Below are 23,893 nucleotides of genomic sequence, written 5' to 3'. Positions count from 1 at the left end.
CCTCCTTTTCGTTATTCCATTATATACAAGTAACTCTATTTAAATAAAGAAACCATAATAGCTGCAAGAGAAGCTAAACCTGTCGTTAATGCAATTGCAGTCGCGGGACTTAACTTCTCCCGCTCTTCTCTTACAGGAACATATATCTCTGCACCCGGCTTTACTGACGGATAGCTTCTGAAAAACAAAAACGTTCTGGTGCTACCCACTGATCCATTTGAGTAAACTATATAAGATTTACCTTTCAATGCCCTTGCAGAATATCCTCCAGCACCTAAGATATAATCTTTGAATCCTTTGTTACGATCGTATCTGATTAAAACAGGATATAAGACCTCTCCTTTAACCTCCACAGTTTGTTGCTCTGTTGGAACTTTAATAACGTCCCCATCCTCTAATAAAAGGTCATATTTAGACCCAGGATTTTCTAAAATTTTAGGCAAATTTATTCCTAATAAACTAGTTTGATCTTCCAACTCAGATTCAACAATTTTCATTGTAGTAGCAGAATCCGTACTTTGTTTTTCTAAAGCCTCCAACTTTTGTTTTTGCAATAACTTATCAGTAGCCGTCATTAGTTTTTTTCTGATCAAAACAGCTCCTTGAGGATATGCTAATGCAGAAAGTCCACCCGCTCTCTTAATTACATCAGAAATTTTGTCATTTTTCTTAATAATTGTATAAAGGCCAGGATAAAGCACTTCTCCTTCAAGCCTAATATTCTTTTGTGTTTGATATCCGGGAGCAGGACGAATACTCACTTCGTCAAAAGGCTCTAATATAAAGTTTTCAGCCTCGCTATTATCAGATAGGTCTTTATTCAAGGAAAATTGAAAAACTTGAGCAGTTTCTGCTGAACGGGAAAGAGAATCAGCATTTTTAAGTCGACGTGCTACTTCGATCCTGCTCAGAGAGGCCCTGTCCTTCAGTCCACCTGCTAAAATTATCAGATCTGCTAATTTGGTATTCTCTGAAAATGGATATTTACCCGAATTTCTAACTTCTCCCTGAATTGATACGGTGTATTGATCTCTTAAATCAAATTTCGAAGAAATTGTTACAACATCCTCTCTCTTCAAAGGAATATCTGCGACCTTTCCTGAAATAACGTCAGCAAGGTTAAAAGAAATCAGCTCTGGCGTTAGGTCTGGTTTCAATCGATAGATAATTCCACGAGTCATAAATGCATCTTCACGTGGCCCCTCTGCTTTTATAATAAGTTGACTCAACGTCATCCCTTCTTGCAAAGAAAAAACGCCAGGTCTAAATACTGCGCCATTGATCTGTACACGATTTTCGAATCGATTTAGTACTTTTTCAACTGTGTAAAGATCGCCTGATTGAGGAGTGAATATGCCAAACAATTCTGAAGATACATCAGCAACGCTTTTCTCTTTCGCAGTATTGCGAACAACTTTTATCATTTGACGATAAGCGTCGCTTGTAAAACCTCCCGCAAACTTTAATACATCCTCTAAAGTTTCACTTGATTTTGCTTCGTAAATTCCTGGGCGTTTAACTTCCCCTTCAATTGATATTCGTGTCTCATATGGATTAACCTTAATGACATCCTGATCCTGAAGGCGAATGTTCGCATTTTGTGTACCACTTAATAGAAAGTCATAAATATCAATCTGAGCTATGACCTTATTACTTCGTATTACTTTAATATTTCTAAAGGAACCATTGTCATTTGGCCCCCCAGATGCATAAAGCGCATTAAAAGCTGTGGCCAGTGAAGGAAGGGTAAAGGAACCTGGTAATTTAACTTCACCTAATATGATTACTTTGATTGTCCTAATATTTCCTAAAGTAATATTAACAGAGGTTTGCCCAGATCTAATACCTTGATAAACTGATGCTAATTGATTGGTAATACGCTGTTTAGCTTGTTCAATTGTTAGTCCTCCAACAGTAACTGGTCCAACATACGGAATTCGAATTGTTCCTTCCGGACTAACAGTTAATCTATAGTTAGCTTCCGAATATCCGAAAATATCTAAAACGAGTTCATCACCAGGCCCCAATTGATACCCTTGAGGGGTAGCGAGTTTTAAATTTGGTTCAAAACTAAGCCTTTTATTATTGAATAGGTCTGCACCAAATACCCCACTTTTATTCAATGTTGAATCAGTTGGATTATCCTCAAGCTCCTTCTCATTGAAAGTTCGTAAATCACCAGAAACAACATTATTGTTTTGTCCTTTACTTGATGGTCCAACTGCATTATACCCACCAAGCTTATTGATCCTATCTTTAAGTTTGGCTACTTCCGAAGCAGGCATTCCTTTTTGTAAAGCCATCTGCTCAAGTTGAGATTCAGAGAACCCACTACTTTGTGCCTGTAAAAGAAATTGACGAATTTGATCATCCGAAAGATTATCAACATTTACAGTTGATAAGTTCTGCATACTTAAACCAGAAGTATTCTGAGCTATTGAAACTACATAAGTACCAAAACATAAAAATGCAAGGATAAAAAATACTTTCAGGGTGCGGTGAATCAGCATGTTATAATTTATCTTCTCTCTAGTATTATTCAAAATAGTTAAGGGTTTTAAAACCTCCTTCAGCCAAATACTTATCTTTTTTTACCAAGTGAAGATCCGACTGAACCATATCAGTTACTAGGCCCTGTAAATCATACTTTGGAGTCCATCCAAGCTGTTTTTTTGCTTTTGTAGGATCTCCTAAAAGCAGGTCAACTTCTGTAGGACGATAATATTTCGGGTCTACTTTCACAACTGTCGTCCCTAAATGTAAGTTATTATTAGAGATACCCAATTCTTTCAAGCGTTCATGGTTGATATCTATAATAACCCCTTTCTCATTATCTTCTTTGCCACTAAACTCCAACTCGATACCCAACTCGGCAAAAGACATTTTAACAAAGTCACGAACACGCGTTGTCACTCCTGTTGCAATAACATAATCTTCAGGCTTATCTTGCTGCAGGATTAACCACATCGCTTCAACGTAATCCTTTGCGTGCCCCCAATCTCGTTGAGCATCCAGATTACCTAAATAAAGCTTGTCTTGTAGTCCCAAAGCAATTTTTGCTGCAGCTCTCGTAATTTTACGTGTTACGAAAGTTTCTCCTCTTATCGGACTTTCATGATTAAACAAAATACCATTGCAAGCATACATTTTATAGGCCTCACGATAGTTTATCGTAATCCAATAAGCATACATTTTAGCAACAGCATATGGAGAACGAGGATAAAATGGAGTGGTTTCACTTTGAGGAACAGCCTGAACCAATCCATATAACTCAGATGTAGATGCTTGATAAATCCTGGTTTTTTCTGTAAGTCCAAGTAAACGTACAGCTTCCAAGATCCTTAATACTCCAATACCATCTGCATTTGCAGTATATTCTGGTGTATCAAAACTCACTTTCACATGACTCATTGCTGCAAGATTATAAATCTCATCAGGCTGAGTCTCCTGTATAATACGAATAAGATTAGTTGAATCTGTTAGATCACTATAATGAAGTTTAAAATTCAGATTCTCTTCATGCGGATCTTGATAAAGATGATCTATACGATCGGTATTAAATAATGAACTTCTACGTTTTAAACCGTGAACAAAATACCCTTTTTTTAATAGAAATTCGGCTAAGTAAGCGCCATCTTGTCCGGTTACACCGGTAATTAAAGCAGTCTTCAATTTTGTAGATCTTTATAATATAAATGGGCAGAAGTTTTCCAATTAAAAAAAATCCTGCCCAATAATTACGATTATTGTTTACTTAAAAACTCTTTTAATGAGTTAATATTTGGAATCTGGTTTGAAACAGCATCAGCTTTATCTGCAACCTGTAATGACAACCAATCCAATTGGTAAATAATATGGAATAACGTGTTTAATGAATTATCCTTCACCAACAATTCCATCATTGGGACATCAAACTTTGTCAATAATTCCTTAACAAAAGCAAATCGAAGATTTGTACGATGGTTATTACGGCTATTTAGAAATATAAAGTTTGTACCCGGTTTTGAATAATAACTTTCAATAGCATTATGGTTTGCTTCAGGCAATACATGAACAAAAGCTTCCAATTTAGCATTTTCTTGAATTTGCTGTGCAAAGCGTGTTGCAACACCTTCAAAAAATGAATCAGTTATAATTACATACTTGTTCTTGATAGTTGAGATGTATTTATTAACCATTTCTCCTGTTTGAAGAACGTAATCATCACTGTTTACAACAAAATCAACGATTTTTTGTAAATCAGCATTCTTATACTGACCCAATAAGTCGAAGAAGATTAAGAATAAATAAGTTAAGGGAGACCCTAAAGCCATACGTGGTTGTAATCCACTTTCAACTTTGTAAATCAGATGCTCATTATGCTGAGCAAGCTTCTCAATTTCTCCTCCACAAGTTATAACGATGATCTGACATCCCTTCTCTTGAGCAATTTTGTATGCCGCAATTGTTTCCTCAGTATTACCAGAATATGAGCAAAAAATTGCCAATGTTTTAGGTCCTGTATAACGAGGTAATACATAATCATTAACAATCTCCACAGGAAGATCTAACTTATCATTAAAATAACCTTTGGCAATCCGACCTGCGATGCCAGATCCTCCCATACCACAAATTACAATATTTGAAAGCTTACTCTTGTCAATACCATGTGGTTTGTAATTATCAACTGCAAATTTGATTTGCTTAGAGAACTGTTTTAATTCCTGACTTATGTATTTCATTCTTGGATCTAATAATATTTTTATAAGTACGCTTCTTCCTCTTGATTTAAAACACTCAGCAGATATTCACCATATCCGCTTTTTCGTAATGGTTCAGCAATTTTTTGCAACTGATCAGCACTGATAAATCCCATACGATACGCGATCTCCTCAATGCAACCAATTTTTTGTCCCTGACGCTCTTCAATAACCTGAACAAACTGAGAGGCTTGCATTAAAGATGCAAACGTGCCAGTATCTAACCATGCCGTTCCTCTATTCAATGTACGAACCTTTAATTTTCCTTGCTTAAGGTATTCGTTATTTACATCGGTTATTTCGTATTCACCTCGGGCTGAAGGCTTGATGTTTTTAGCTATTTTAACCACATCATTATCGTAGAAATATAGTCCTGGAACAGCGAATTTTGACTTCGGCATAGAAGGTTTCTCTTCTATCGAAATCACATTGTGATCAGCATCAAATTCAACAACTCCATAACGCTCTGGGTCGGCGACATGGTATGCAAAAACAATTCCACCTTCAGGATCAACACAACCTTGCAATAACTCCGAGAATCCGTTTGAGAAGAAAATATTATCTCCTAAGACTAATGCTACACTATCACCTCCAATGAATTCTTCACCGATTATAAAGGCTTGTGCAAGACCATTTGGCTGCTCTTGTACTTTGTATGAAAATTTACATCCAATTGATGTTCCATCACCCAGTAATTTTTCAAAGTTAGGGAGATCATGTGGAGTTGAAATAATCAGGATTTCCCGAATTCCAGCCAACATTAAGGTTGAAATCGGATAATAAATCATTGGCTTATCATAAACAGGCATTAGTTGCTTGCTCATTGCCAATGTTAATGGATGTAGACGTGTTCCTGATCCGCCTGCGAGAATAATACCTTTCACGTAATGTTTTTATTTAAGCGATTCTGTTTATTGAGTTTTGCAACTCTAAACAGTTTTTGCGGCGAATTTATAAAATTTTATCAACAAAGTGATTATAAAGCGGAAATCTGCTCTTCAAGTTCAGCAAACCATTGCTCGCCATATTTTCGGATTAGAGGATCTTTCAAGAATTGATAAACCGGTACTTTTAACGCCTTACCAAACTCGCAAGCTGCAGCACAAATATGCCATCGATCATAATTCAATACTTCGAACTCTGGATACTTTGTAATTCTGATAGGATATAAATGACAGGAAATCGGTTTTTTAAAATCGATCACTCCCTCCCTGTGAGCTTTTTCTATTCCACAGAACGCAATTCCGTTCTCAAATATGGTATATGCACATTCTTTATCTCCATCAACACAGGTAGTCGTGTAATCATCCTCAAAGTCCTTTACGTAAACACCATCCTTTTCGATGGCTGCGATACCTTTTTCAGTTAAATACGGCTTCACTTTAGGGTAGATTTCTTCAAGGATTTTTAGCTCCTCTGCTTCCAACGGTGCCCCCACATTTCCCATTACACAACAGGCACCTTTACATCTGTTCAGATTACAAACAAATTCCTCTTTAATCAGATCTTCATGTACCAGTGAATTCTCAACCAAAATCATCCTAATCAGTCTTAAAATAAAAAACACTTTACCGACTTATGTCAATAAAGTGCAAAAATACGTAATATTTTATTGAGGACTAAAAATCAGAAGAATATAGAATCATAATGAATAGCTATCGGCTAGCGCGATTAACTGAATCTTCTCCATTGTAGCCGATAGGGTATTTTAGGTTCTTATAGCCTGTCAAATCAAGGCGTAATGAACCGATTAGGATTTCAACTTCAGCTTTAACAGGTACTCGATTTGCATCGTTTGTCACCCACAAATACATTCTGCTATTTTTTTTAAACACCCTGCCTTCAACCACCGATGGTGTAAATTTCAAGCAATCAACTTTACCGAATGCAGTTTTAATAGTTTCATTACCAAGAAAGGTTATTGAAACAGGTAGCGTTTCATCATTCAGAAAAAAATCAAACTTAATAGTTCCGCCTTTCTTTATTCCCGAGAGATCAAGTGATCTGGCATAGTACAAAACAGAGAGTACGTCCAATGTATTATCCCCAATAGGAAAAGATCCTTTGTTGGAGTTAACGACCTTATTCTTATGATCAAAACTTGCATAGCTGTCGCGTTTATAATCTCCCTCCCTAACACTTTCAGTAAAAAGAAATGGTTTAAGATTATTAGGGTTGACGTATGAATCATAGCGGTTACGCACCTTCATAATCATCGCTACAGCACTAACCGTTTCTCCCTTCGCTACTAAACGATAAGGTTTAACGTGATTGAATTCTTTTTGAGATTCTTCAACTTTCATTACCCCTTCTGCACAGTTAAAAATACCATATTTAAATTTGTACTTTAACTCTTCTCCAACCTGAAATGGTGGAGCAATTAAGCTTGGATTACTCTGTGCACTTACCGTTTTTGACGGAAGAAATAACCCCAACCATATTAATATAATTACCAGATGCTTCGTTTTCATACTATTGCTTTTAAAGGGCAGAAGATTGTACCAACAAAATTCGAAAATTTACTCAAAAAAACTGCCACAAAAATAATTTACTCACTCAGCGCACTCTTCTAACTAATCTTTTCGCTTGTAAATCGGAACTGTAGAACATGGTTCGCCAAACATAATGCTTTTCGCAATCGGGCGTAATTTGTTTGTTACCTCCACGTACGCTGATACTGGCACAGGAATATCACCACAACCTTTTACAACTATTCGTTGATCTTTATACTGGTCAAGATCGATTTCAGATAGTGCGTCTAAATACAAGACGCTTTCTAAGGCCTCAAGGTTGCCAAACACTATACGATTTGCATAAGGTTCTATCTTAGAGGATAACAGCATGTAGGCCCATGTAGGCACAATGGCATCTGTTGAACACAAAATTGCCACATTCTTTCCTTCATACTGAGTCCAATCATGTTCTTTAACAAATTCTCTGAAATCTTTCTCACGCAAGATTAAGCCATGAAAAAGATTGTCTTTAATATCATAAACGATGCGTTCTCCTTTATGGTAATATGTTGATAGGTCAAAAGTTATTAAACCACTATTTGCAACCTTATTAATTATTGTTTCCTGAATTTCCATATTCAATCTAAAACCTTAGATGTTACCTAATTATAATACTACAAAAATAACTAATTAAAAACGATCTTGTTTTAAACGATTTGTAAACTTTATCATTTTCAAGCAATTGTTCGCACATAACCATTTAAACAAAAAAGCGTTCCGGCTAAACCGGAACGCTTTCAATATGTTGATGATTAATAAATCTTAATAGAATTTTCCGCGGTTATCCACAATATTAGCTTTGTCTTGCAATGCTTCAAATGTACCTGCGGCTGATGATTGTTTTTGCATCATTTCTACTGAACGACGGAATGATTTTACATCTGCAATTGGAGCCGGACCAGTAAAGTTATCTACAACAAAAACAAATACTCCTTTTTCTCCAGCAACTGGTTTGCTAACCTTGCCAGCTTGTGAACCGAAGATAGTACCGAATAATTTCTGCTCCATGCCAACACCATCAATCACTGGATTACCAAAGCTTAATCCTTGGAAAGGCTGAACAGGTGCCGACAATTTACCAGCTACAGCATCAATTGAAGATGCACCATTAGATGCTGATTTTACTTTTTCAGCTAATTGTTCTGCTTTCTTCTGTTGACGAACTGCAACTTCAATTTCTGGTTTAACATATTCCAATGGAACATATCCCTTGTCGCGTATTTGGATCAAATGAGCTACAACATATTTATCGCCCGATTCAAAAACTTCTGACACATCATTTTTTTCTGCTTCAAATGCCCATTGAACAATCTTACGAGAAGTTTCCAAACCTGGAATCTCAGATCCGGTAGCACTTAAATTATCAGAGATACGTTTTGCCAATTTTGCTTTCTCGGTAGCTTCAGTAAAGCTTTTTGAATCTTTAATGCCTGCAACAAAGTTATTTGCCTTTGCAAATGCAGCTTGACGAGAATTCTGACTTGGAGAGAAGGTGCGGTCAACAACTGCCACTTGAACAGCTTTTGAAACGTTCTTCTGATCTTGAATTTCGATTAAGTGTGTACCAAACTGAGTTTGAACAACTACCAATTCACCTGGCTTGCCATTAAATGCAGCTTGTTCAAACTGAGGCACCATCATATTACGACCAAAGTATCCTAAATCACCACCTTTGCTACCTGAACCAGTATCATCAGATTTAGTTTTTGCTAAATCAGCAAAGCTTGCTTTTCCACTTTGAATCAATTTCTTTAAGCTATCAGCTTCGGCAAGACCAGTAGGAGTTAAACCACCTTTTTGCGAACCGATAAGTATGTGACGAGCCTTAACTGAATCCGGCACATTTTTAACACTTAAAAGTTTAGCAACTTTATATGCATTATTTTCGAAGTAAGGACCATACACAGTTCCAATTGGAGCATTAAATAATGCGGTGTCCAATTTTGGATCCAACTGTGTCTTTTTCATATAGGATAAAGGCATTTTGGTATCTGCATTAGCCATATAGAACAATGAGTCTTGTGTTGCTGCTCTGAAATCTGCAGCAAGTTTATCAATGTCTTTAAGGGCTGCAGCTGTATCTTCTTTTGAAGGAACTACATCCATAACAACATACTCAATTGTACGTTGATTCTGCTTTTGTTTGTATTTGTACTTATTATCATTGTAATACTTCTCAATATCACTTTGCTCTACTTTAACAGATGCATCTGCAACAGTAGAATAAGGCAATAATACAACACGAGCATTAGCAAGTTTTGTATTTGAAGTATTTAATTGGTTAATTTCTAAAGTGGTAGCATACATAGCTCCACTCACCATGTTGATGTATTTTTGAATAGAACGGTTAGTTCTCAGATTGTTTTCGAAATCGATCCACTGATTTTTAGCCGGATTCTGATCAAGGTTATTAATAAAATTACGAATAGCCTGACGGTCGAATTCACCTGTCTGTTGGTTTGTAAATAAGCGTTTTACCTGAGGGTCTGGGTTATTACCCATCACCATGTCATTTAACTCAGGGTCACTTACCTCAATGCCAGCTCTTTCAGTTTGTTTTTTGAAAACAATCTCCTGAATCATTTGATTCCAAGCTTGTTCCTGAGCATAACCAGCCATTTGAGGAGGAACATTACCACCCATTTGCTGTTTCATGGCTTCCATGTTCTGCTCTACTCTACCATTAAAATCCTTGTAAGAGATGCTTTGGCCTGCGATTTCGCCTACTTTGCTATTTTCATCCTGCAAAAAAGGGCGAGACGCATTAAACACATCGCTCAAAATGAAGGCAATGATCGCGAGTCCGATAAACCCGATAATTATAAACCCTGCACGCTCGCGTAAGAAATTCATCAACATAATTCTTTTACTTTTATTGTTATGCTTTTAGTTTTTAGCGGCGCAAGATACAAATTTTTTCTATTTGGGGATTTTTTTTTGAAAGTAGTTACCCATGATAAAAAGTATCTTAAACAAGCAGTTAGCTGTTTCAAGACGCCGATAACCATTACTGATTATTCTGTAAAGTGTCAGCTGGTTGGTCTAATGCAACCTCGCCACTTAATTTTTTAAACTTATAAACGCTTAAATCCTCGGGTGCTTCAAACCCATATCCTTGAACGATTTTATCTGCTGATACAATTTTGACAAACTTGTCGGAAAAGATGATACGCTTATTTTCATCCCAAACCAGACGTTCTGTAGTTAGTTTTTCGCCTTTTTGATTGATAACCACAACACTATCCCTAGCCTCGATTTGACGTTCACCAAACTTACGTATGCCGTATTTTGCAGTAAGCGTTGCTTGTATTTCTTGTGTCTGTACATTAAAAAATTCAACTTTGAATCCCTTTGGCAGCTCATCATAAGGCTTCTCAGTCTTATATTGTAAAAGTAAAGGGGTAGTCAATCGTGCTTTTACTTTGGCAGAATCTGAGTAAATCATTTCAACTTGCTTACTGGTTTCTACCGGCTTTTCTGCAATCTTAGCTGAAATAGCATCCACCTTAGCCAAATTATTCTCGCAGGCCGTAGTAAGCAAGCCTATTCCAGCGACTACTAATAATCCTATATTTTTCAACTCTACTTTCTATTTAGTTTATGACAAAGATATAAACAACAAACTCTTGTTCTTTAATCAGGAACAAGAGTTTGCTTTTTATTTAAGTTTAGAATAAACTTTAGTCGAATTTACGCTTTACAAACCAGCGATCATTTAAGGTAAATCCTAAATAAAGATTAGCATAACGTTCCTTAACAAGACCTGAAGATGTAGTTCCGCGTGTTCCTAATTGAATTGCCACATTCAGTTTCGATCCTGTATGCAACAACCCTCCAAAGAATTGATTTGAAAGAGGCAAACCTAAACCCAATGTCAAATCCATCTCATTAATATTCTGATTATTCAGATTTAAGTATGATTTATAATAGTTAAATCCAAGACGATAATCTACACGTTTCAAGTAGCTTGAAACTGAATAAATATCTGGTGTATATTGAGCTCCTAAGCGAACTCCGTACATATTTTTAAAATCAGTTACCTGGCCATCCTGGCTAAACTGAGACCATTGCTGATAGTCAAAATCGGCACCTGCAATAAGTTTATTAACGCGATTAAATGTAAAACCAACAGTATGCATAGTTGGCAACACAAAATGTCCTTTTACACCACTGTTATTATAAACTGTATCCATTGGAATTGGATCACCTGCAGAATTTAAAATATAACGGTCGAATACGGTATTTTGAGTCGTTTTAACTTTGGTCTTCATTGAACCAAAGTAACCTATTGTCCAACGTTTTTCCGGTGATTGAACAATCGTGTACTGTGCACCATATTTCACCAGGAAACCACTTGCGCTTGTACTAACTGTAGTTCTGCTATTAACAGCACTAATATCATTAAGAACAGTTGATGTTGTACGTTTGATATCGCCAAACAAATATCCAACGTTTACCCCAATTGAAAGATTTTTAGCGATTTCGTAACCAACGCCAAAGTATACTTGGGAATAGCCTCCTTCACCCAATAACTCATTTTTGTAAGCTACTGTGTCAATTTGCTGAAACACATCTGATTTACCCACCTGATATCCCGAATTTGAGAAAGGTATAATTCCCAATGATGCGCCCATTTTGCTTGAGATAGGAAAACCTAATGCAAAATGATCTAAGGAGTAATTATAATTATTTTCCTTAGTTGAGGAAGTGCTCAATTGATCTAATCCTCCATGAACTCCCAAATCAATATTGGTAAGTACAAAGGATGAATAAGAAGCCGGATTTGAAATGTTAATATTTTCAGGCATGCGTAGACCTGACGCAATGTTTCCCATCCCTTTTGAAGGGGCAAATGTTTGAGGCACTAAACCACCAACACCATAAGCTGAATAAGGAGAACTGGTTGTTGCCTGTGCAAAAACATTAGAACTGATAAATGTGAATGAAATAATAGTTAGTAACCTTGTAAATTTACGCATACTGATAATTTAATATGGCATTTAACCCAATAAGTACCAGGTTCGGCTGCCAATGAACCGTGGGCGCAAAGATGCTATTTTTCAAACGACTGTCAAAAAAATTTGAGTCGCCTCCGCATAACACCACTGCTAAGTTTTCAAACTGCTTTTGATATCTTTCAATAATTCCTTCAATTTCGGCCATCAGCCCGTTTTGTACACCCGACAAAATGGACTCTTTGGTTGATGTTCCAATCAGATTGTTAAAATCATTATCGAAACTAATTAACGGAAGTTTATCTGTAAAAGTATTGAGTGCTGAAAATCGCATAACTAAGCCTGGGGAAATTGCTCCACCCAAGTATTCTTTTTCTGCGGTTAACAAATCATAAGTAACACATGTACCCCCATTTACGATAAGTACATTTCGATCTTTTAACAATGTATACGCCCCATTTACCGCAGATAACCTGTCGGTTCCTAAAGTGGCAGGTGTACCATATTTATTGATCAGGGGAATTGGTGTATCCGCTTTAAGTAACGTAAAATCAGTCGACTGGCTTAATAATTTAATAAGTCCCTGATCAATTACGGCTACCGAAGATAAGATGGATTTTGTTGGCTGATAATTGGTAATAAACTGTTGAATACTTTCAATAGCAGCATCCTCAATAGCCAACAAATCAAGCATTTTATCCTGATCGAACACTGCTACCTTGGTTTTAAAATTACCTACATCAATTATTAAGTTCATAAGGCTTCAATATCTCTTAACAAGAGATTTCTTACCACATTTCTTTTATAATGCGGCTAAAATAAAAAGCAGAAAGCAATAATAACCGAAGTTAATTTACTTTCTGCTTTTCTTATTATATAATAAAGCAATTATAGTACTGTTTGCAGAATTGATTCAAACAATGTTAATCCATCCTGATTATTCAGAAGTGAATCTGAAGCACGCTCAGGGTGTGGCATCATTCCGAATACATTTCTGTTTTTATTACAAACACCGGCAATGTTTTCCAATGATCCATTCGGATTTGACTCCGCTGTAATGTTTCCATTCTCATCACAATAACGGAATAATACCTGATCGTTGTCGTTTAACATTTTCAAGGTATCAGCATCTGCATAATATTTACCTTCACCATGAGCAATAGGGATTTTCAACGCCTTATCCATCTCAACCTGTGAAGTAATCAATGAGTTTTGGGTTTGAGCTTTCAAATAGATGTTTTTGCAGATGAATTTACGTGTATCATTATGCAATAATGCTCCCGGAACCAAGTCGGCTTCACCTAACACCTGAAATCCGTTACAAATACCCATTAAGTAACCGCCTTTATTGGCAAATTCGATTATTTCTTTCATAATTGGCGAAAAACGGGCAATTGCTCCTGAACGCAAATAATCACCGTAAGAAAAACCTCCAGGTAACACAATAAAATCACAACCTTGCAAGTCATGATCTTTATGCCATAAGCTAACTACTTTTTGACCTAATACATTTCCAAAAAGATTGATCGCATCCTGATCACAATTAGAACCTGGGAAAACTACAACTCCAAATTTCATTTTGTCCTTATTTTTTCTGAAAGTTAATTTGTTTTTTAATGGCCCATCAATAACCCGTTTAACTAACTTTCATTTCATTTTGACGGGGGTCCAACCTACGGGTTTTCAAAGCACAAAGGTAGGATTTTTTTTTAGTACGGCGTAATGAGATTAACGCTTTACTAATGCATCAGCACTTAATAATAATTGCTATTGCTGATTTCAACCTAAAACAGCTGAAAATAAAAGATAGAAACGATCAATAAGGTAAATACGAATTCGTAAAACCAACGCACCTTAGCCGAGATGAAATAAAAGGTCATAAAAGTAGCTAGAGGGGCTGCCGCTAATATAAGCTGTGTTATGCGTTGATCGGGCATCAATAAGTAAGTAGTAACAATCAATAGCACTAAGAAACCCAGGCATTGCAACGATTTGCGCACGTGCACTACGTTTTTAAAGAACAACACCCTCACTTGGTTTAACGAAAGAAGGAGAACAATTCCGAGTGGAATTAATGCCCAATAGTCGTCATGTTCGATCATTAATGTTTGTGGTAATACAAATTTAAAAGGCAACCACAGATGGTAAAAATCATTAAAGTCGTCGTTCCAGAAATACCATGTACCTAATATTATATATGGCACGATCAATCCAATTAATCCGGTTAACCATTCTCTCCATGAAAAAGCTTTGAAAACGATAAGGCTATACCATACAATAGGAAATATGAACAGAAACGGGAAATACAGTAATGAACCAAGAGCAACGATGAACCCCATATCAAAAACACTCTTCAAAGTATATTGAGTACGGTATAACGAGAATATTCTATCTAATATCCATAACAAGAAAAAGTTACAGAATACAATAGGGGAGAATGTAAGAAAGGGGGTGAACATACTGCATAATACTGCGAACATTAGTTCCGGCAAGAAACTGGTCTTGTTAAAAAAGTTGTGCCTTGTAATAATCCGGCCAAATATTACAGCCTGTACAAACACTACCAAAGAAGTGATTAAAATATTATAAACAGGATTTGAAAGAAAATCAAACTGAAAGAACACCAACAACTTTACAAACGGCTGATATACAACGTTTCCTTTATAAAGATCAGGATTTAATAACACAGCTAAACGCAACAATAAAATAACAGCGCCAAGTAGTACATAATTATAAGCCTGAGCCTTGCGAAACGTATTAATGATCATTTTTGGTGTATTGTAAGTAGCAGGCGCAATAATATGGATAATACTTCAGAGATAATAGTAGCTCAAGACTACTTTTTCAACGATATTTTTGAATCAGATTATCAATTATGGATGCGGTTTCATCAGGATAATTCACCTCTACTTTTACTCCATTCTCTACCCAATTGCGAACACTCGGAACAAAGTCTGCATCTAATTTGTACAGAACAGGAATTCCCATCAAGCGCAATGCTTCCGAATTACACTGCTGCTCCCATTGTCCGGTCATTGGTATTGAAAGCACTTTTTTACCTAAGAATAAAGCCTCTGCAGGGCCTTCAAAGCCCCCTCCTGTTAACAATCCTTCACAACTGGCTAAACTTTTATTGAAGGCCTCATTATTGACAGGAAAAACATCTACATTTTCTAAAGAATAGCTCTTCTTTGTATGCTTAGAGAAAATCTCCCAACGGGTTCCTTTTACCTGTTTTAGCAACTGTGCTAATTTAGTATCGTCGTACGATGGCAGATAAACAGAATAATGTCCGTTATTGATCGGCTCAAGCTCTCTGATTTCTTTCCTGATTACAGGAGTATTAATAAAGTCGTCATATTTCTCAAAATGAAACCCGACTGCTTCTTTTACAGGTGCATAATGCTTTAAAATCAATTCCTCCCAATTGGGTATTAATGTTTTTGGCCTAGGGGTTTTCTCAGAAAGAAATGCAGACTGATGGCTTAATCCCACCATGGGAATACGACGCAGCTTGCAGGCCCATGCGGTTACAGGTTCAAAATCATTAATGATAAGATCATATTTTTCAAGCGGCAGGGAGCGTATGTCTTTAAACATTTGAGGAAGATTCATAATCTTGAACGTCTTCCAGTTATCTACTCCTCCATTCTTTCCAAAAACGAAACTAAAGCCATGCAATTTATAGCTAACAGGTTGGGTTAACGAAACATCAGCTTGAGTTCCACTGATGAGGAGATCAAGATTACCATAATTCTGCAAATGAGGAATAATATCTCGTGCGCGACTGATATGTCCGTTTCCTGTTCCTTGTATAGCGTAGAGTATGTTCAAATTTAGAATAAGTATGAATCCTGCAAAGTTAAAATCTTAATGCAATCCCTGATGATTAAAAACATCAACATTCTTGTGAACTAACTTTTCACAATTAGTGAATTGTAAAGTAAAGTTATATCTATTTTAGCATTTAAGTCTTCGTTTTCTTCGTTTATTGTGTCAATATCCACATTACTAAATTCTTCTGCATTATATTGAAACAGCTTCCACTCCTTGTTACTGTATTCTAAAGCGGTGAGACTCTCTACCCAATCTCCTGAATTAAGATAAGTAACCTTACCTTTTTCTGTTTTTATTTCTTTTATATCAGGTTGATGGATATGTCCGCAAATAACATATTCATAGCCTTTTTCAATAGCGATTTCAGCGGCAGTCATTTCAAAATCGTTCATAAACTTAACCGCATTTTTTACACTACTTTTAATTTTCTTGGAGAAGCTCATCTTTTCTCGACCACAGAGCTTAAGAAAATAGTTCACAAACGTGTTAAGAATGATCAATGAATCATATCCGACTGCCCCTAATTTAGCCAACCACTTTGAATGTTGCATAGTAATATCAAAAACATCACCATGGAATATCCATGCACGCTCATGACCAACCGGCAACACCACTTTATTCATCAACCTGAAACTATCCAACTCAAAGTCGGCGAATTTCCTCAACATTTCGTCATGATTGCCTGTAAGGTAATAAACGTTTACGCCCTGACTCACCATCTTCATGATCTTTCGCAATACTTTCATGTGACTTTCGGGCCAATATGATTTACTAAACTGCCAGATGTCAATAATGTCGCCGTTAAGGATGAGTGTTTGAGGTTTTATGCTTTTAAGATATTTCAATAGCTCTTTAGCATGACAGCCAAAGGTTCCGAGATGCACATCGGATATTACCACTATTTCAAGTTCGCGTTTGGGCATTTTTTATTGTGTAATAGGAAAGTAACTTTAATGCAATAGCATTTAACGCTAAGGAACAACAGCGAGAGCGGGACGAGAAAATAAGTTGTGGAGATTTAAATAATTCAGTCTTCTTCATCTTCCACTTTGAAATCAAAAGGACTGAAATAATAGGCTCCCACAATCAGCAGGCCTAAAAACACCACAAATACGTAATTGATTTCCATTTGATACATCGATGGTTCAATTTGTTATACAAATATCGTTCCGCCAGATTACCAAATGGTTAAGAAAATATTAAGAATTAAGAAAAAAATGCACGCAAAGTCGCAATGCGCAAAGAGTCTATTTAAACATCAAACCAATGACACATAATTCTCGTGTCTATGCGGTAAAAATCTAACACATTGAGAATCCTCTTTCGATTCTGTTAAGCTGTTCAAGATGATGTAGAGAATGGATAAGTACAAATTTTACCCATTGAGGGGCTGTTAGAAAGCCTAATCGTGGGTGTTCAATCCTAAAATCCGGATTTGCTTCATCTACACCCTTTATTTCAAGTATTCGTTCTATATTTTTCGCAACAAGAGCTTTTGCTTCATCTTTATGGATATTTTGAACAACTGCTTTTAAGGCTTCAGGAGCATCGTATTTTCCGGGTGGGAAGCTTCCATACTCAAAAAGCTTTTGACCTATTTCATTTAACCCAACAGAAGTCGGTTGTGCTTTACCCGTTAAACAGTACTCAACTGCTTTTAAACCTCTTAAATTGGCACCCAAAACATGGCTGTATACTTCAGCCATTGACCACGAGTCTGGTGTTGGTTTAGTCGTAAATACCTGATCCGAATAATGATCCAGCCGATGCTGATATTCTTCAAGTGTTTCCCTTAAACTGGCAATTATTTCCGCTGTATTCATATTACGAGTTACAAAATTTGAAGCAATTCATCAAGACTCTGTATTTCATGATTTACAATTACATCATGCTTTACAGCACGCGGATTAAAAAACACACAATCCATTCCTACAGAAATCGCACCTAATATATCAGCCTCTAAACTATCGCCTATCATCATACTTTCATCAATAGTCGCATTTGCTAAACCTACGGCGTGATGAAATATTTTAGGATCGGGTTTGTTTACTCCTATCTTCTCCGAAATGTTAATATTATCAAAATACTTACCGATTCCGGTTGTTTCAACTTTTATTAGTGTACTTTCATAAAAGCCATTTGAAATCAGGTGTAAGCGATATTTATCTTGCAAATAGGAAAGCGTTTCATGTGCGTGCGGAAACAGATTCGTTTTGGTCGGACAAATCCGTACATAATCATTTTCGAAATTTAAAGGGACTAAATCTTCTGAGAGATGTAAATCCCTGAACGTTTTACTAAAACGCTCATGACGCAAATGCTCTTTTGTAATGATCCCCTTATGGTACTCAGCCCACAGTTGATGATTGTTTTCTGTGTACACTTCGATAAACAAATCTGCCGACTTAAGTCCTAATGATTTTAGATTATACACATCAAACAACTCCCGAAGCGTTTCTTCTGCATTTCTATCAAAATCCCAAATGGTATGATCGAGGTCAAAGAAAAGGTGTTGATAAGATTTCATTATACAAAAATACGCTTTTCAAAAGTCCGCATCGAAGTAAAAGATATGTTTACTTAGCCCTTTCCACGACTTAGCGGTTAAAACAATTACATTAAAAACCTTTTTACGATATTTGCCGTTATGATCTACATAACACGCAGGGAACGTTTTAATGCGGCCCACAAATTGTTTCGTGAGGAATGGAGTGCAGAAAAAAATGCAGAAGTTTTTGGGAAATGCTCCAATCCTAACTGGCATGGCCATAACTATGAATTATTCGTTACGGTTAAGGGCGAAGTTAATCCGGTTACAGGATTTGTGATCGACTTAAAGGATTTGCGAGATATTATTAACACGCAGGTTATCAGCAAACTCGATCATCGTAATGTAAATCTGGATGTTGATTTCATGAAAGGAAAAATGGCATCAACAGAAGTTCTAGCAGTTGAAATTTTCAATCAGCTTAAACAACCAATTACAGAACAAGGAGCTCTACTTCACTCGGTTAAACTTTACGAAACTGAAAATAACTTTGTTGAATATTTCGGTTAAAAACGCTCAATAAACCTTATGGAAGAATTGAAAAAATTTTCATCTGAAATGATGGAAGAAAATGAAATGGACGGCTATCAGAAAATAGACCGTTACAATCCCGAGAAGATCAAAGATATATCATCAAAGTATTATGATATTCTAAAAGATATTGGAGAAGATCCTGATCGCGAAGGTTTATTAAAAACTCCTGAGCGCGTAGCCAAAGCACTTCAGTACTTAACGCATGGATATGATCTTAAGCCAGACGAAATTCTAAAATCGGCAATGTTTACCGAAGAATACAGTCAAATGGTCTTAGTAAAAGACATTGAAGTGTATTCAATGTGTGAACACCACCTGCTTCCATTTTTTGGCAAAGCCCATGTTGCCTATATTCCCAATGGCAAAGTTGTTGGGTTAAGCAAAATCCCTCGGGTTGTGGATGCATATGCGCGCAGATTACAGGTTCAAGAGCGCTTAACCAATGAAATCCGCGATTGTATCCAGGATACATTGAGCCCATTAGGGGTCGCTGTGGTTATTGAATGTAAACACATGTGCATGAGCATGCGTGGTATTCAAAAACAAAACTCAGTAACCACCACGTCAGCCTTTACAGGCGAATTTATCAGCAATGAAAAAACCCGTTTTGAGTTTATGCAGCTTATTGCTTCGCATTTAAGTTAAACGGCTAAAATCATTAACAAGACAAATTAAAACCATCCAAATTATATATGAAAGCTTATGTTTTCCCGGGCCAGGGTGCTCAGTTTGTAGGAATGGGCAAAGAGTTGTATGAAACTTCTGCTTTAGCCAAAGAATTATTTGAGAAAGCGAATGAAATTATTGGGTTCCGTATTACCGATGTAATGTTTAATGGAACTGACGAAGATTTAAAGCAAACGAAAGTTACTCAACCTGCTATCTTCTTACATTCAGTAATATTAGCTAAAGTTTTAGGCGATAATTTTAAGCCTGAAATGGTTGCCGGACACTCTTTAGGTGAGTTTTCTTCATTGGTTGCTAACGGTACGTTAAACTTTGAAGATGCATTCAGACTAGTTATTGCCCGCGCCAATGCTATGCAAAAAGCATGTGAATTACAGCCGTCTACTATGGCTGCAATTTTAGGTTTAGAGGATAAAGTAGTTGAAGACATATGTGCTTCAATTGACGAAGTTGTTGTTCCAGCCAATTATAACTGTCCGGGACAACTCGTTATTTCTGGAAGTATTGAAGGTGTAAACATTGCATGTGAGAAACTAAAAGAAGCTGGAGCAAAGCGTGCCTTAGTATTAAATGTTGGAGGAGCATTCCACTCTCCGTTAATGGAACCTGCCCGTGTTGAATTAGAAGCCGCAATTAATGCGACTCAATTTAACACACCAGTTTGTCCGGTTTACCAAAACGTAAATGCACAACCTACAAGCGATCCTGAAACTATTAAGAAAAACCTTATTGCTCAATTAACAGGTGCCGTAAGATGGACTCAGACAGTACAGGCTATGCTTGCGGATGGAGCTAGTTCATTTACCGAAGTAGGACCAGGTAATGTTTTACAAGGTTTAGTAAAGAAAGTAAGTAAAGAAATAGCAACTGAAAGCGCTACTATCTAATTATATTTTATACTTATTTTTAAAGGACATTAACTTTTAGTTGATGTCCTTTTTTGTTTAACAGTAGCAATCTCTATCTTGCAACTATAATTGAGTAATTATGAAACTACTTTCGCAACTGTTCATCGGACTCGTTGCTATTGAACACCTCTATATTTTATGGTTAGAAATGTTTGCCTGGACCACCAGAGGAAAAAAGACCTTTAAATCACTTGATCCCAATCTATTTGAACCCACCAAAGCATTAGCAGCTAACCAAGGTTTATATAATGGATTTTTAGCAGCTGGTTTAATTTGGTCTCTATTAATTTCGGATCCGATTTGGAGTGTGAATGTTTCTTGCTTCTTTTTAGTATGCGTAATAGTTGCGGGAACTTACGGAGCGATAACGGCTCAGCGTTCCATCTTTTTCATTCAAGCTGTCCCTGCAATTATCGCACTTATTTTTTCGTTATCACAATAAATCAATCGATTAGAAACTTATTTTATTATTTGCATGATTAAGTTAATCTCGTCTACTGTATCTGCCTTAATGTGTTTAGTAACAATAGGTGCTGCACAAAACATTCCAATTGAGGTTGATACTATTTATGGGGATTTAACTTTAAGTACTGCAAGTAATAGCCAGCATCGAATCCTCACTTTTAGAAAAGATAAGGATTCTATCGACTATACTGGCCTCAATTACTCATTTGGCTTGTCGGCAAAAAGCACTAAAAATTTATCAGCTGAAATTCATACCATAAAGCAATTATGGGATAAAGCACTCCCAATAATAAGGACTGATCTCAAATCACTGTCCATCGGATATCCTTATGAATATGCTGATGTATTGAAGAATTATATCAATGCATTTAACCAATCAACAGAATGGAATGATTACGTAAGGAAATATGGGAAGAGACTAAACCCTAAACTTATGAATCATGTTATGCTAACCGGTAATGTATATAAACCATTCGACAGTTTATTGCATCGCTATGGCTATAGGATTGTAGGTTATTCAACAGAAAAACATGGGTTCATTTCGCCAAAAGACCTGAAAAATAATGGATTCAAAGGCAATGAAATAATCCAGGTACCTTTTATGGTATGGATCAATGTCGAAAAAATTAACACCCCTTAATACAACTACTTTTTAATTAATGAAAAAAAACATCATCCGTGCTGTAGTTTTTGCTTCTGCTTGTCTTATTGCTTTCAACTATTTTCCCGAAAAATCAATTGTTCCTAACGTCAAAATTGACAAATTGGTGGTTTTAAAATCAAAAAGAAAACTCCTTGCTTATGAAAATGGGGTCCTTATTAAAACTTATACGATTTCATTAGGCATAAATCCTATAGGAGCAAAAGAGTTTGAGGGGGACATGAAAACTCCCGAGGGAATTTATACGATTAATGATAAAAATCCGAACAGCGGTTATTATAAAAACTTAGGTGTGTCTTACCCCAATGATCATGACATTAAACATGCAGCAACCTTAGGAAAACCTACTGGTGGTGACATCAAAATCCATGGATTGCGAAACGGAATGGGATTTCTTAACAAGTTTCAACGATTCTTCGATTGGACCTACGGCTGCATGGCATTGACAAACAAGGAAGTTGAAGAACTATATCAACATGTGCCTATCGGAACGGTGATTGAAATAAAACCCTAATCTTTCTAAATCTATCTCATCCGTTCATGAAAACCGTACTTGTAATCTGCCTGGCCATAGGATTACTTGCCTGTGCAAATTCACCCACTAAAAAACAGAAGAAATCAGAAGTTGTAATAATTGGTCTGTCAGATACCTTAAAAATACCTGAACATGTAAAAATAGATCGCTTACTGGTGTTAAAATCCAAAAGGCAATTAATTGCCTTTTCCGGAAACAAACGGATTAAAACCTACCGGATTTGCTTAGGTAGAAATCCGATTGGAGCAAAAGAATTTGAAGGAGACATGAAGACACCAGAAGGTATTTACTTAATCGATGGTAAAAACCCTAACAGTCGTTATTATAAAAATTTGGGAGTTTCCTATCCTAATAATGCTGATCGGAAAAGAGCAAAGCGTTTAGGTAAGAAAACAGGAGGAGATATTAAAATACACGGAACAGGCGGCGATATCAATACCCCCGATCCTCTTTATGATTGGACATGGGGATGTATTGCTGTTACAAACAAAGAGATTGACGAACTCTATAAACATGTTGAAACTGGTATTCCTATAGAAATAAAACCTTAACCGTTGACTGTTTCCCATCACGTTCCAGGCAAAGCAACAACAATCACGTTTAATTCTCCTGGCAATGCAACATTTATATCAAACTAAAGTTAAATAACAGGCAGTTATTGCATTTACTGAAGTTTTAATTGCAAATTTGTCTATATAAATTAGCTCTAAGTATGACTGATAACATTCATAAATTTTTGGCCGAAGAACAGGACGTTAAAGTGGTTGAAAAAATATACGGCAAAGTGGTTGATATGTTAACCCCTGGTGAATCGCTGGAATATATTGCGGTTCAGAAAAAGCCTGCTGTCAACATTTCCCCTGATTGTATCGCACTTACCAGTAAACGGATTATTTTCTTCCATCCTAAAAACCTGGGACTTTCTATGGAATTTCAGGATTATTTATGGAAAGACATTGAAGATTGCCATTTCAAAGAAGGATTCTTAGGCGCCGAGTTCATGATAAAAACAATTATTGGAACAACTGTTACAATGGATTACCTCCCGAAGGTTCAGGCCCGAAAATTGTATCAATTTGCTCAACATAAATCTGAAGAAATGCAGGACTACAGAAGACAAATTGAACTGGAAAACAAAAGGGCAAGCGCCGGAGGTGGTGTGGTTGTAAACAGTGCATCTACTCCTGAGTTGCCACAACAACCAGCAGCTCCAATTGAGTCGGTGCAGCCTGGCGTTCCTAAAATTGAGCCAATATCAGCTCCTATTCCGCCAGAACCGGTAAAACCAACTCCTGCAGAATCAACTCCATCTGCTCCTGTTGCTCCGTCAACTCAACAAGAAGATCCGGTAGCTGTATTAAAGAAACTGAAGGCGATGTTTGACAATGATCTTATTACAAAGGCCGAATACGACTCTAAAAAAGCTGAAATTCTTTCCAGAATGTAGATAAACAAAAGCGCTTAAGTTCAATACTTAAGCGCTTTTTCTTTGCGACTTTCTTCCTGATGCA

General features: G+C 36.6%; 25 protein-coding genes. 8 read left to right on the top strand and 17 right to left on the bottom strand.

Annotated elements, in window-relative coordinates; translation table 11 throughout:
* Positions 1–35: 35 nt before the first annotated feature.
* The 17 genes from SOLCA_RS21085 to SOLCA_RS21005 form a co-directional block, all read right to left on the bottom strand.
* On the bottom strand, positions 36–2,543 hold the full coding sequence (locus SOLCA_RS21085) for an SLBB domain-containing protein (RefSeq protein WP_245536733.1): 2,508 nt from the start codon (positions 2,541–2,543) through the stop codon (positions 36–38).
* Positions 2,536–3,672: a GDP-mannose 4,6-dehydratase gene (gene gmd / locus SOLCA_RS21080; protein WP_014682514.1), complete on the bottom strand. Its 1,137-nt coding sequence runs from the start codon at positions 3,670–3,672 to the stop codon at positions 2,536–2,538. Before gmd ends, SOLCA_RS21085 begins: the two co-directional genes overlap by 8 nt.
* A gap of 71 nt (positions 3,673–3,743) precedes the next feature.
* Positions 3,744–4,721: an SIS domain-containing protein gene (locus SOLCA_RS21075; RefSeq protein WP_014682513.1), complete on the bottom strand. Its 978-nt coding sequence runs from the start codon at positions 4,719–4,721 to the stop codon at positions 3,744–3,746.
* Between the two features lie 20 nt (positions 4,722–4,741).
* Positions 4,742–5,623 (bottom strand): glucose-1-phosphate thymidylyltransferase RfbA, encoded by an 882-nt coding sequence (gene rfbA / locus SOLCA_RS21070; protein WP_014682512.1) that lies wholly within the window; start codon positions 5,621–5,623, stop codon positions 4,742–4,744.
* Between the two features lie 92 nt (positions 5,624–5,715).
* Complete coding sequence (locus tag SOLCA_RS21065) at positions 5,716–6,279, bottom strand: DUF3109 family protein (RefSeq protein WP_014682511.1); 564 nt, start codon at positions 6,277–6,279, stop codon at positions 5,716–5,718.
* Positions 6,280–6,394: 115 nt separating this feature from the next.
* Positions 6,395–7,210 (bottom strand): DUF3108 domain-containing protein, encoded by an 816-nt coding sequence (locus SOLCA_RS21060; protein ID WP_014682510.1) that lies wholly within the window; start codon positions 7,208–7,210, stop codon positions 6,395–6,397.
* A gap of 102 nt (positions 7,211–7,312) precedes the next feature.
* Entirely contained in the window at positions 7,313–7,828 is a 516-nt protein-coding gene (locus SOLCA_RS21055) for a DUF2480 family protein (protein ID WP_014682509.1), read from the bottom strand.
* A 186-nt stretch (positions 7,829–8,014) separates the two neighbouring features.
* Positions 8,015–10,105, bottom strand: coding sequence for a peptidylprolyl isomerase (locus tag SOLCA_RS21050; RefSeq protein ID WP_052308678.1), 2,091 nt, complete (start codon positions 10,103–10,105; stop codon positions 8,015–8,017).
* 154 nt (positions 10,106–10,259) lie between these two features.
* Entirely contained in the window at positions 10,260–10,832 is a 573-nt protein-coding gene (gene lptC / locus SOLCA_RS21045; RefSeq protein WP_014682507.1) for an LPS export ABC transporter periplasmic protein LptC, read from the bottom strand.
* Between the two features lie 100 nt (positions 10,833–10,932).
* Complete coding sequence (locus SOLCA_RS21040) at positions 10,933–12,231, bottom strand: OmpP1/FadL family transporter (RefSeq protein ID WP_014682506.1); 1,299 nt, start codon at positions 12,229–12,231, stop codon at positions 10,933–10,935.
* A complete protein-coding gene (locus SOLCA_RS21035) occupies positions 12,224–12,964 on the bottom strand; it encodes a type III pantothenate kinase (protein ID WP_014682505.1) in 741 nt (246 codons plus the stop codon). The genes SOLCA_RS21040 and SOLCA_RS21035 overlap by 8 nt, the downstream gene beginning before the upstream one ends.
* 131 nt (positions 12,965–13,095) lie before the next feature.
* A complete protein-coding gene (gene purQ, locus SOLCA_RS21030; protein ID WP_014682504.1) occupies positions 13,096–13,785 on the bottom strand; it encodes a phosphoribosylformylglycinamidine synthase subunit PurQ in 690 nt (229 codons plus the stop codon).
* 206 nt (positions 13,786–13,991) lie between these two features.
* Positions 13,992–14,975, bottom strand: a complete 984-nt coding sequence (locus SOLCA_RS21025) for a DUF6427 family protein (protein ID WP_014682503.1) — start codon at positions 14,973–14,975, stop codon at positions 13,992–13,994.
* 76 nt (positions 14,976–15,051) lie between these two features.
* The gene (locus SOLCA_RS21020) at positions 15,052–16,041 is read right to left on the bottom strand and encodes a glycosyltransferase family protein (protein ID WP_014682502.1); all 990 of its coding nucleotides are present in this window, start codon (positions 16,039–16,041) and stop codon (positions 15,052–15,054) included.
* Positions 16,042–16,121: 80 nt separating this feature from the next.
* Positions 16,122–16,967 carry a UDP-2,3-diacylglucosamine diphosphatase gene (locus tag SOLCA_RS21015; protein WP_014682501.1) on the bottom strand — a complete coding sequence of 282 codons (846 nt, stop codon included), beginning with the start codon at positions 16,965–16,967 and terminating at the stop codon, positions 16,122–16,124.
* A gap of 378 nt (positions 16,968–17,345) precedes the next feature.
* Positions 17,346–17,867 carry a DinB family protein gene (locus tag SOLCA_RS21010; protein WP_014682499.1) on the bottom strand — a complete coding sequence of 174 codons (522 nt, stop codon included), beginning with the start codon at positions 17,865–17,867 and terminating at the stop codon, positions 17,346–17,348.
* A gap of 8 nt (positions 17,868–17,875) precedes the next feature.
* On the bottom strand, positions 17,876–18,571 hold the full coding sequence (locus SOLCA_RS21005) for a YjjG family noncanonical pyrimidine nucleotidase (protein WP_014682498.1): 696 nt from the start codon (positions 18,569–18,571) through the stop codon (positions 17,876–17,878).
* A gap of 120 nt (positions 18,572–18,691) precedes the next feature.
* Here SOLCA_RS21005 and SOLCA_RS21000 point away from each other — a divergent pair, with 120 nt between their 5' ends.
* The 8 genes from SOLCA_RS21000 (at position 18,692) to SOLCA_RS20965 (ending at position 23,829) form a co-directional block, all read left to right on the top strand.
* A complete protein-coding gene (locus SOLCA_RS21000; protein WP_014682497.1) occupies positions 18,692–19,102 on the top strand; it encodes a 6-pyruvoyl trahydropterin synthase family protein in 411 nt (136 codons plus the stop codon).
* Positions 19,103–19,120: 18 nt separating this feature from the next.
* Positions 19,121–19,771 carry a GTP cyclohydrolase I FolE gene (gene folE, locus SOLCA_RS20995; RefSeq protein WP_014682496.1) on the top strand — a complete coding sequence of 217 codons (651 nt, stop codon included), beginning with the start codon at positions 19,121–19,123 and terminating at the stop codon, positions 19,769–19,771.
* 47 nt (positions 19,772–19,818) lie between these two features.
* The gene (gene fabD, locus SOLCA_RS20990) at positions 19,819–20,700 is read left to right on the top strand and encodes an ACP S-malonyltransferase (RefSeq protein ID WP_014682495.1); all 882 of its coding nucleotides are present in this window, start codon (positions 19,819–19,821) and stop codon (positions 20,698–20,700) included.
* A 100-nt stretch (positions 20,701–20,800) separates the two neighbouring features.
* Complete coding sequence (locus tag SOLCA_RS20985) at positions 20,801–21,163, top strand: DUF1304 domain-containing protein (RefSeq protein WP_014682494.1); 363 nt, start codon at positions 20,801–20,803, stop codon at positions 21,161–21,163.
* Between the two features lie 33 nt (positions 21,164–21,196).
* Positions 21,197–21,826 carry a hypothetical protein gene (locus SOLCA_RS20980; protein WP_014682493.1) on the top strand — a complete coding sequence of 210 codons (630 nt, stop codon included), beginning with the start codon at positions 21,197–21,199 and terminating at the stop codon, positions 21,824–21,826.
* 19 nt (positions 21,827–21,845) lie between these two features.
* The gene (locus tag SOLCA_RS20975) at positions 21,846–22,361 is read left to right on the top strand and encodes a L,D-transpeptidase family protein (protein ID WP_014682492.1); all 516 of its coding nucleotides are present in this window, start codon (positions 21,846–21,848) and stop codon (positions 22,359–22,361) included.
* A gap of 26 nt (positions 22,362–22,387) precedes the next feature.
* Positions 22,388–22,933, top strand: a complete 546-nt coding sequence (locus SOLCA_RS20970) for a L,D-transpeptidase family protein (protein ID WP_014682491.1) — start codon at positions 22,388–22,390, stop codon at positions 22,931–22,933.
* Positions 22,934–23,094: 161 nt separating this feature from the next.
* Complete coding sequence (locus tag SOLCA_RS20965; protein ID WP_014682490.1) at positions 23,095–23,829, top strand: PH domain-containing protein; 735 nt, start codon at positions 23,095–23,097, stop codon at positions 23,827–23,829.
* The last annotated feature ends 64 nt before the right edge of the window (positions 23,830–23,893 follow it).

The organism is Solitalea canadensis DSM 3403 (assembly GCF_000242635.2).
In the GTDB taxonomy this organism is placed as follows: domain Bacteria; phylum Bacteroidota; class Bacteroidia; order Sphingobacteriales; family Sphingobacteriaceae; genus Solitalea; species Solitalea canadensis.
Note: the sequence above shows the minus strand (reverse complement) of the source record. Positions and strands in the feature narration are given on the sequence as shown.

Bases quoted from the DNA above. Each gene is read 5' to 3' on its own strand.
- SOLCA_RS21050 (WP_052308678.1), bottom strand. From the start codon at position 10,105: ATGAATTTCTTACGCGAGCGTGCAGGGTTTATAATTATCGGGTTTATC.
- SOLCA_RS21025 (WP_014682503.1), bottom strand. From the start codon at position 14,975: ATGATCATTAATACGTTTCGCAAGGCTCAGGCTTATAATTATGTACTA.
- SOLCA_RS20975 (WP_014682492.1), top strand. From the start codon at position 21,846: ATGAAAAAAAACATCATCCGTGCTGTAGTTTTTGCTTCTGCTTGTCTT.
- SOLCA_RS20980 (WP_014682493.1), top strand. From the start codon at position 21,197: ATGATTAAGTTAATCTCGTCTACTGTATCTGCCTTAATGTGTTTAGTA.
- SOLCA_RS20965 (WP_014682490.1), top strand. From the start codon at position 23,095: ATGACTGATAACATTCATAAATTTTTGGCCGAAGAACAGGACGTTAAA.
- SOLCA_RS21005 (WP_014682498.1), bottom strand. From the start codon at position 18,571: ATGAAATCTTATCAACACCTTTTCTTTGACCTCGATCATACCATTTGG.
- purQ (WP_014682504.1), bottom strand. From the start codon at position 13,785: ATGAAATTTGGAGTTGTAGTTTTCCCAGGTTCTAATTGTGATCAGGAT.
- SOLCA_RS21010 (WP_014682499.1), bottom strand. From the start codon at position 17,867: ATGAATACAGCGGAAATAATTGCCAGTTTAAGGGAAACACTTGAAGAA.
- SOLCA_RS21060 (WP_014682510.1), bottom strand. From the start codon at position 7,210: ATGAAAACGAAGCATCTGGTAATTATATTAATATGGTTGGGGTTATTT.
- SOLCA_RS20970 (WP_014682491.1), top strand. From the start codon at position 22,388: ATGAAAACCGTACTTGTAATCTGCCTGGCCATAGGATTACTTGCCTGT.
- folE (WP_014682496.1), top strand. From the start codon at position 19,121: ATGGAAGAATTGAAAAAATTTTCATCTGAAATGATGGAAGAAAATGAA.
- SOLCA_RS21000 (WP_014682497.1), top strand. From the start codon at position 18,692: ATGATCTACATAACACGCAGGGAACGTTTTAATGCGGCCCACAAATTG.
- SOLCA_RS21055 (WP_014682509.1), bottom strand. From the start codon at position 7,828: ATGGAAATTCAGGAAACAATAATTAATAAGGTTGCAAATAGTGGTTTA.
- SOLCA_RS20985 (WP_014682494.1), top strand. From the start codon at position 20,801: ATGAAACTACTTTCGCAACTGTTCATCGGACTCGTTGCTATTGAACAC.
- fabD (WP_014682495.1), top strand. From the start codon at position 19,819: ATGAAAGCTTATGTTTTCCCGGGCCAGGGTGCTCAGTTTGTAGGAATG.
- SOLCA_RS21075 (WP_014682513.1), bottom strand. From the start codon at position 4,721: ATGAAATACATAAGTCAGGAATTAAAACAGTTCTCTAAGCAAATCAAA.
- SOLCA_RS21065 (WP_014682511.1), bottom strand. From the start codon at position 6,279: ATGATTTTGGTTGAGAATTCACTGGTACATGAAGATCTGATTAAAGAG.
- SOLCA_RS21040 (WP_014682506.1), bottom strand. From the start codon at position 12,231: ATGCGTAAATTTACAAGGTTACTAACTATTATTTCATTCACATTTATC.
- SOLCA_RS21015 (WP_014682501.1), bottom strand. From the start codon at position 16,967: ATGCCCAAACGCGAACTTGAAATAGTGGTAATATCCGATGTGCATCTC.
- SOLCA_RS21035 (WP_014682505.1), bottom strand. From the start codon at position 12,964: ATGAACTTAATAATTGATGTAGGTAATTTTAAAACCAAGGTAGCAGTG.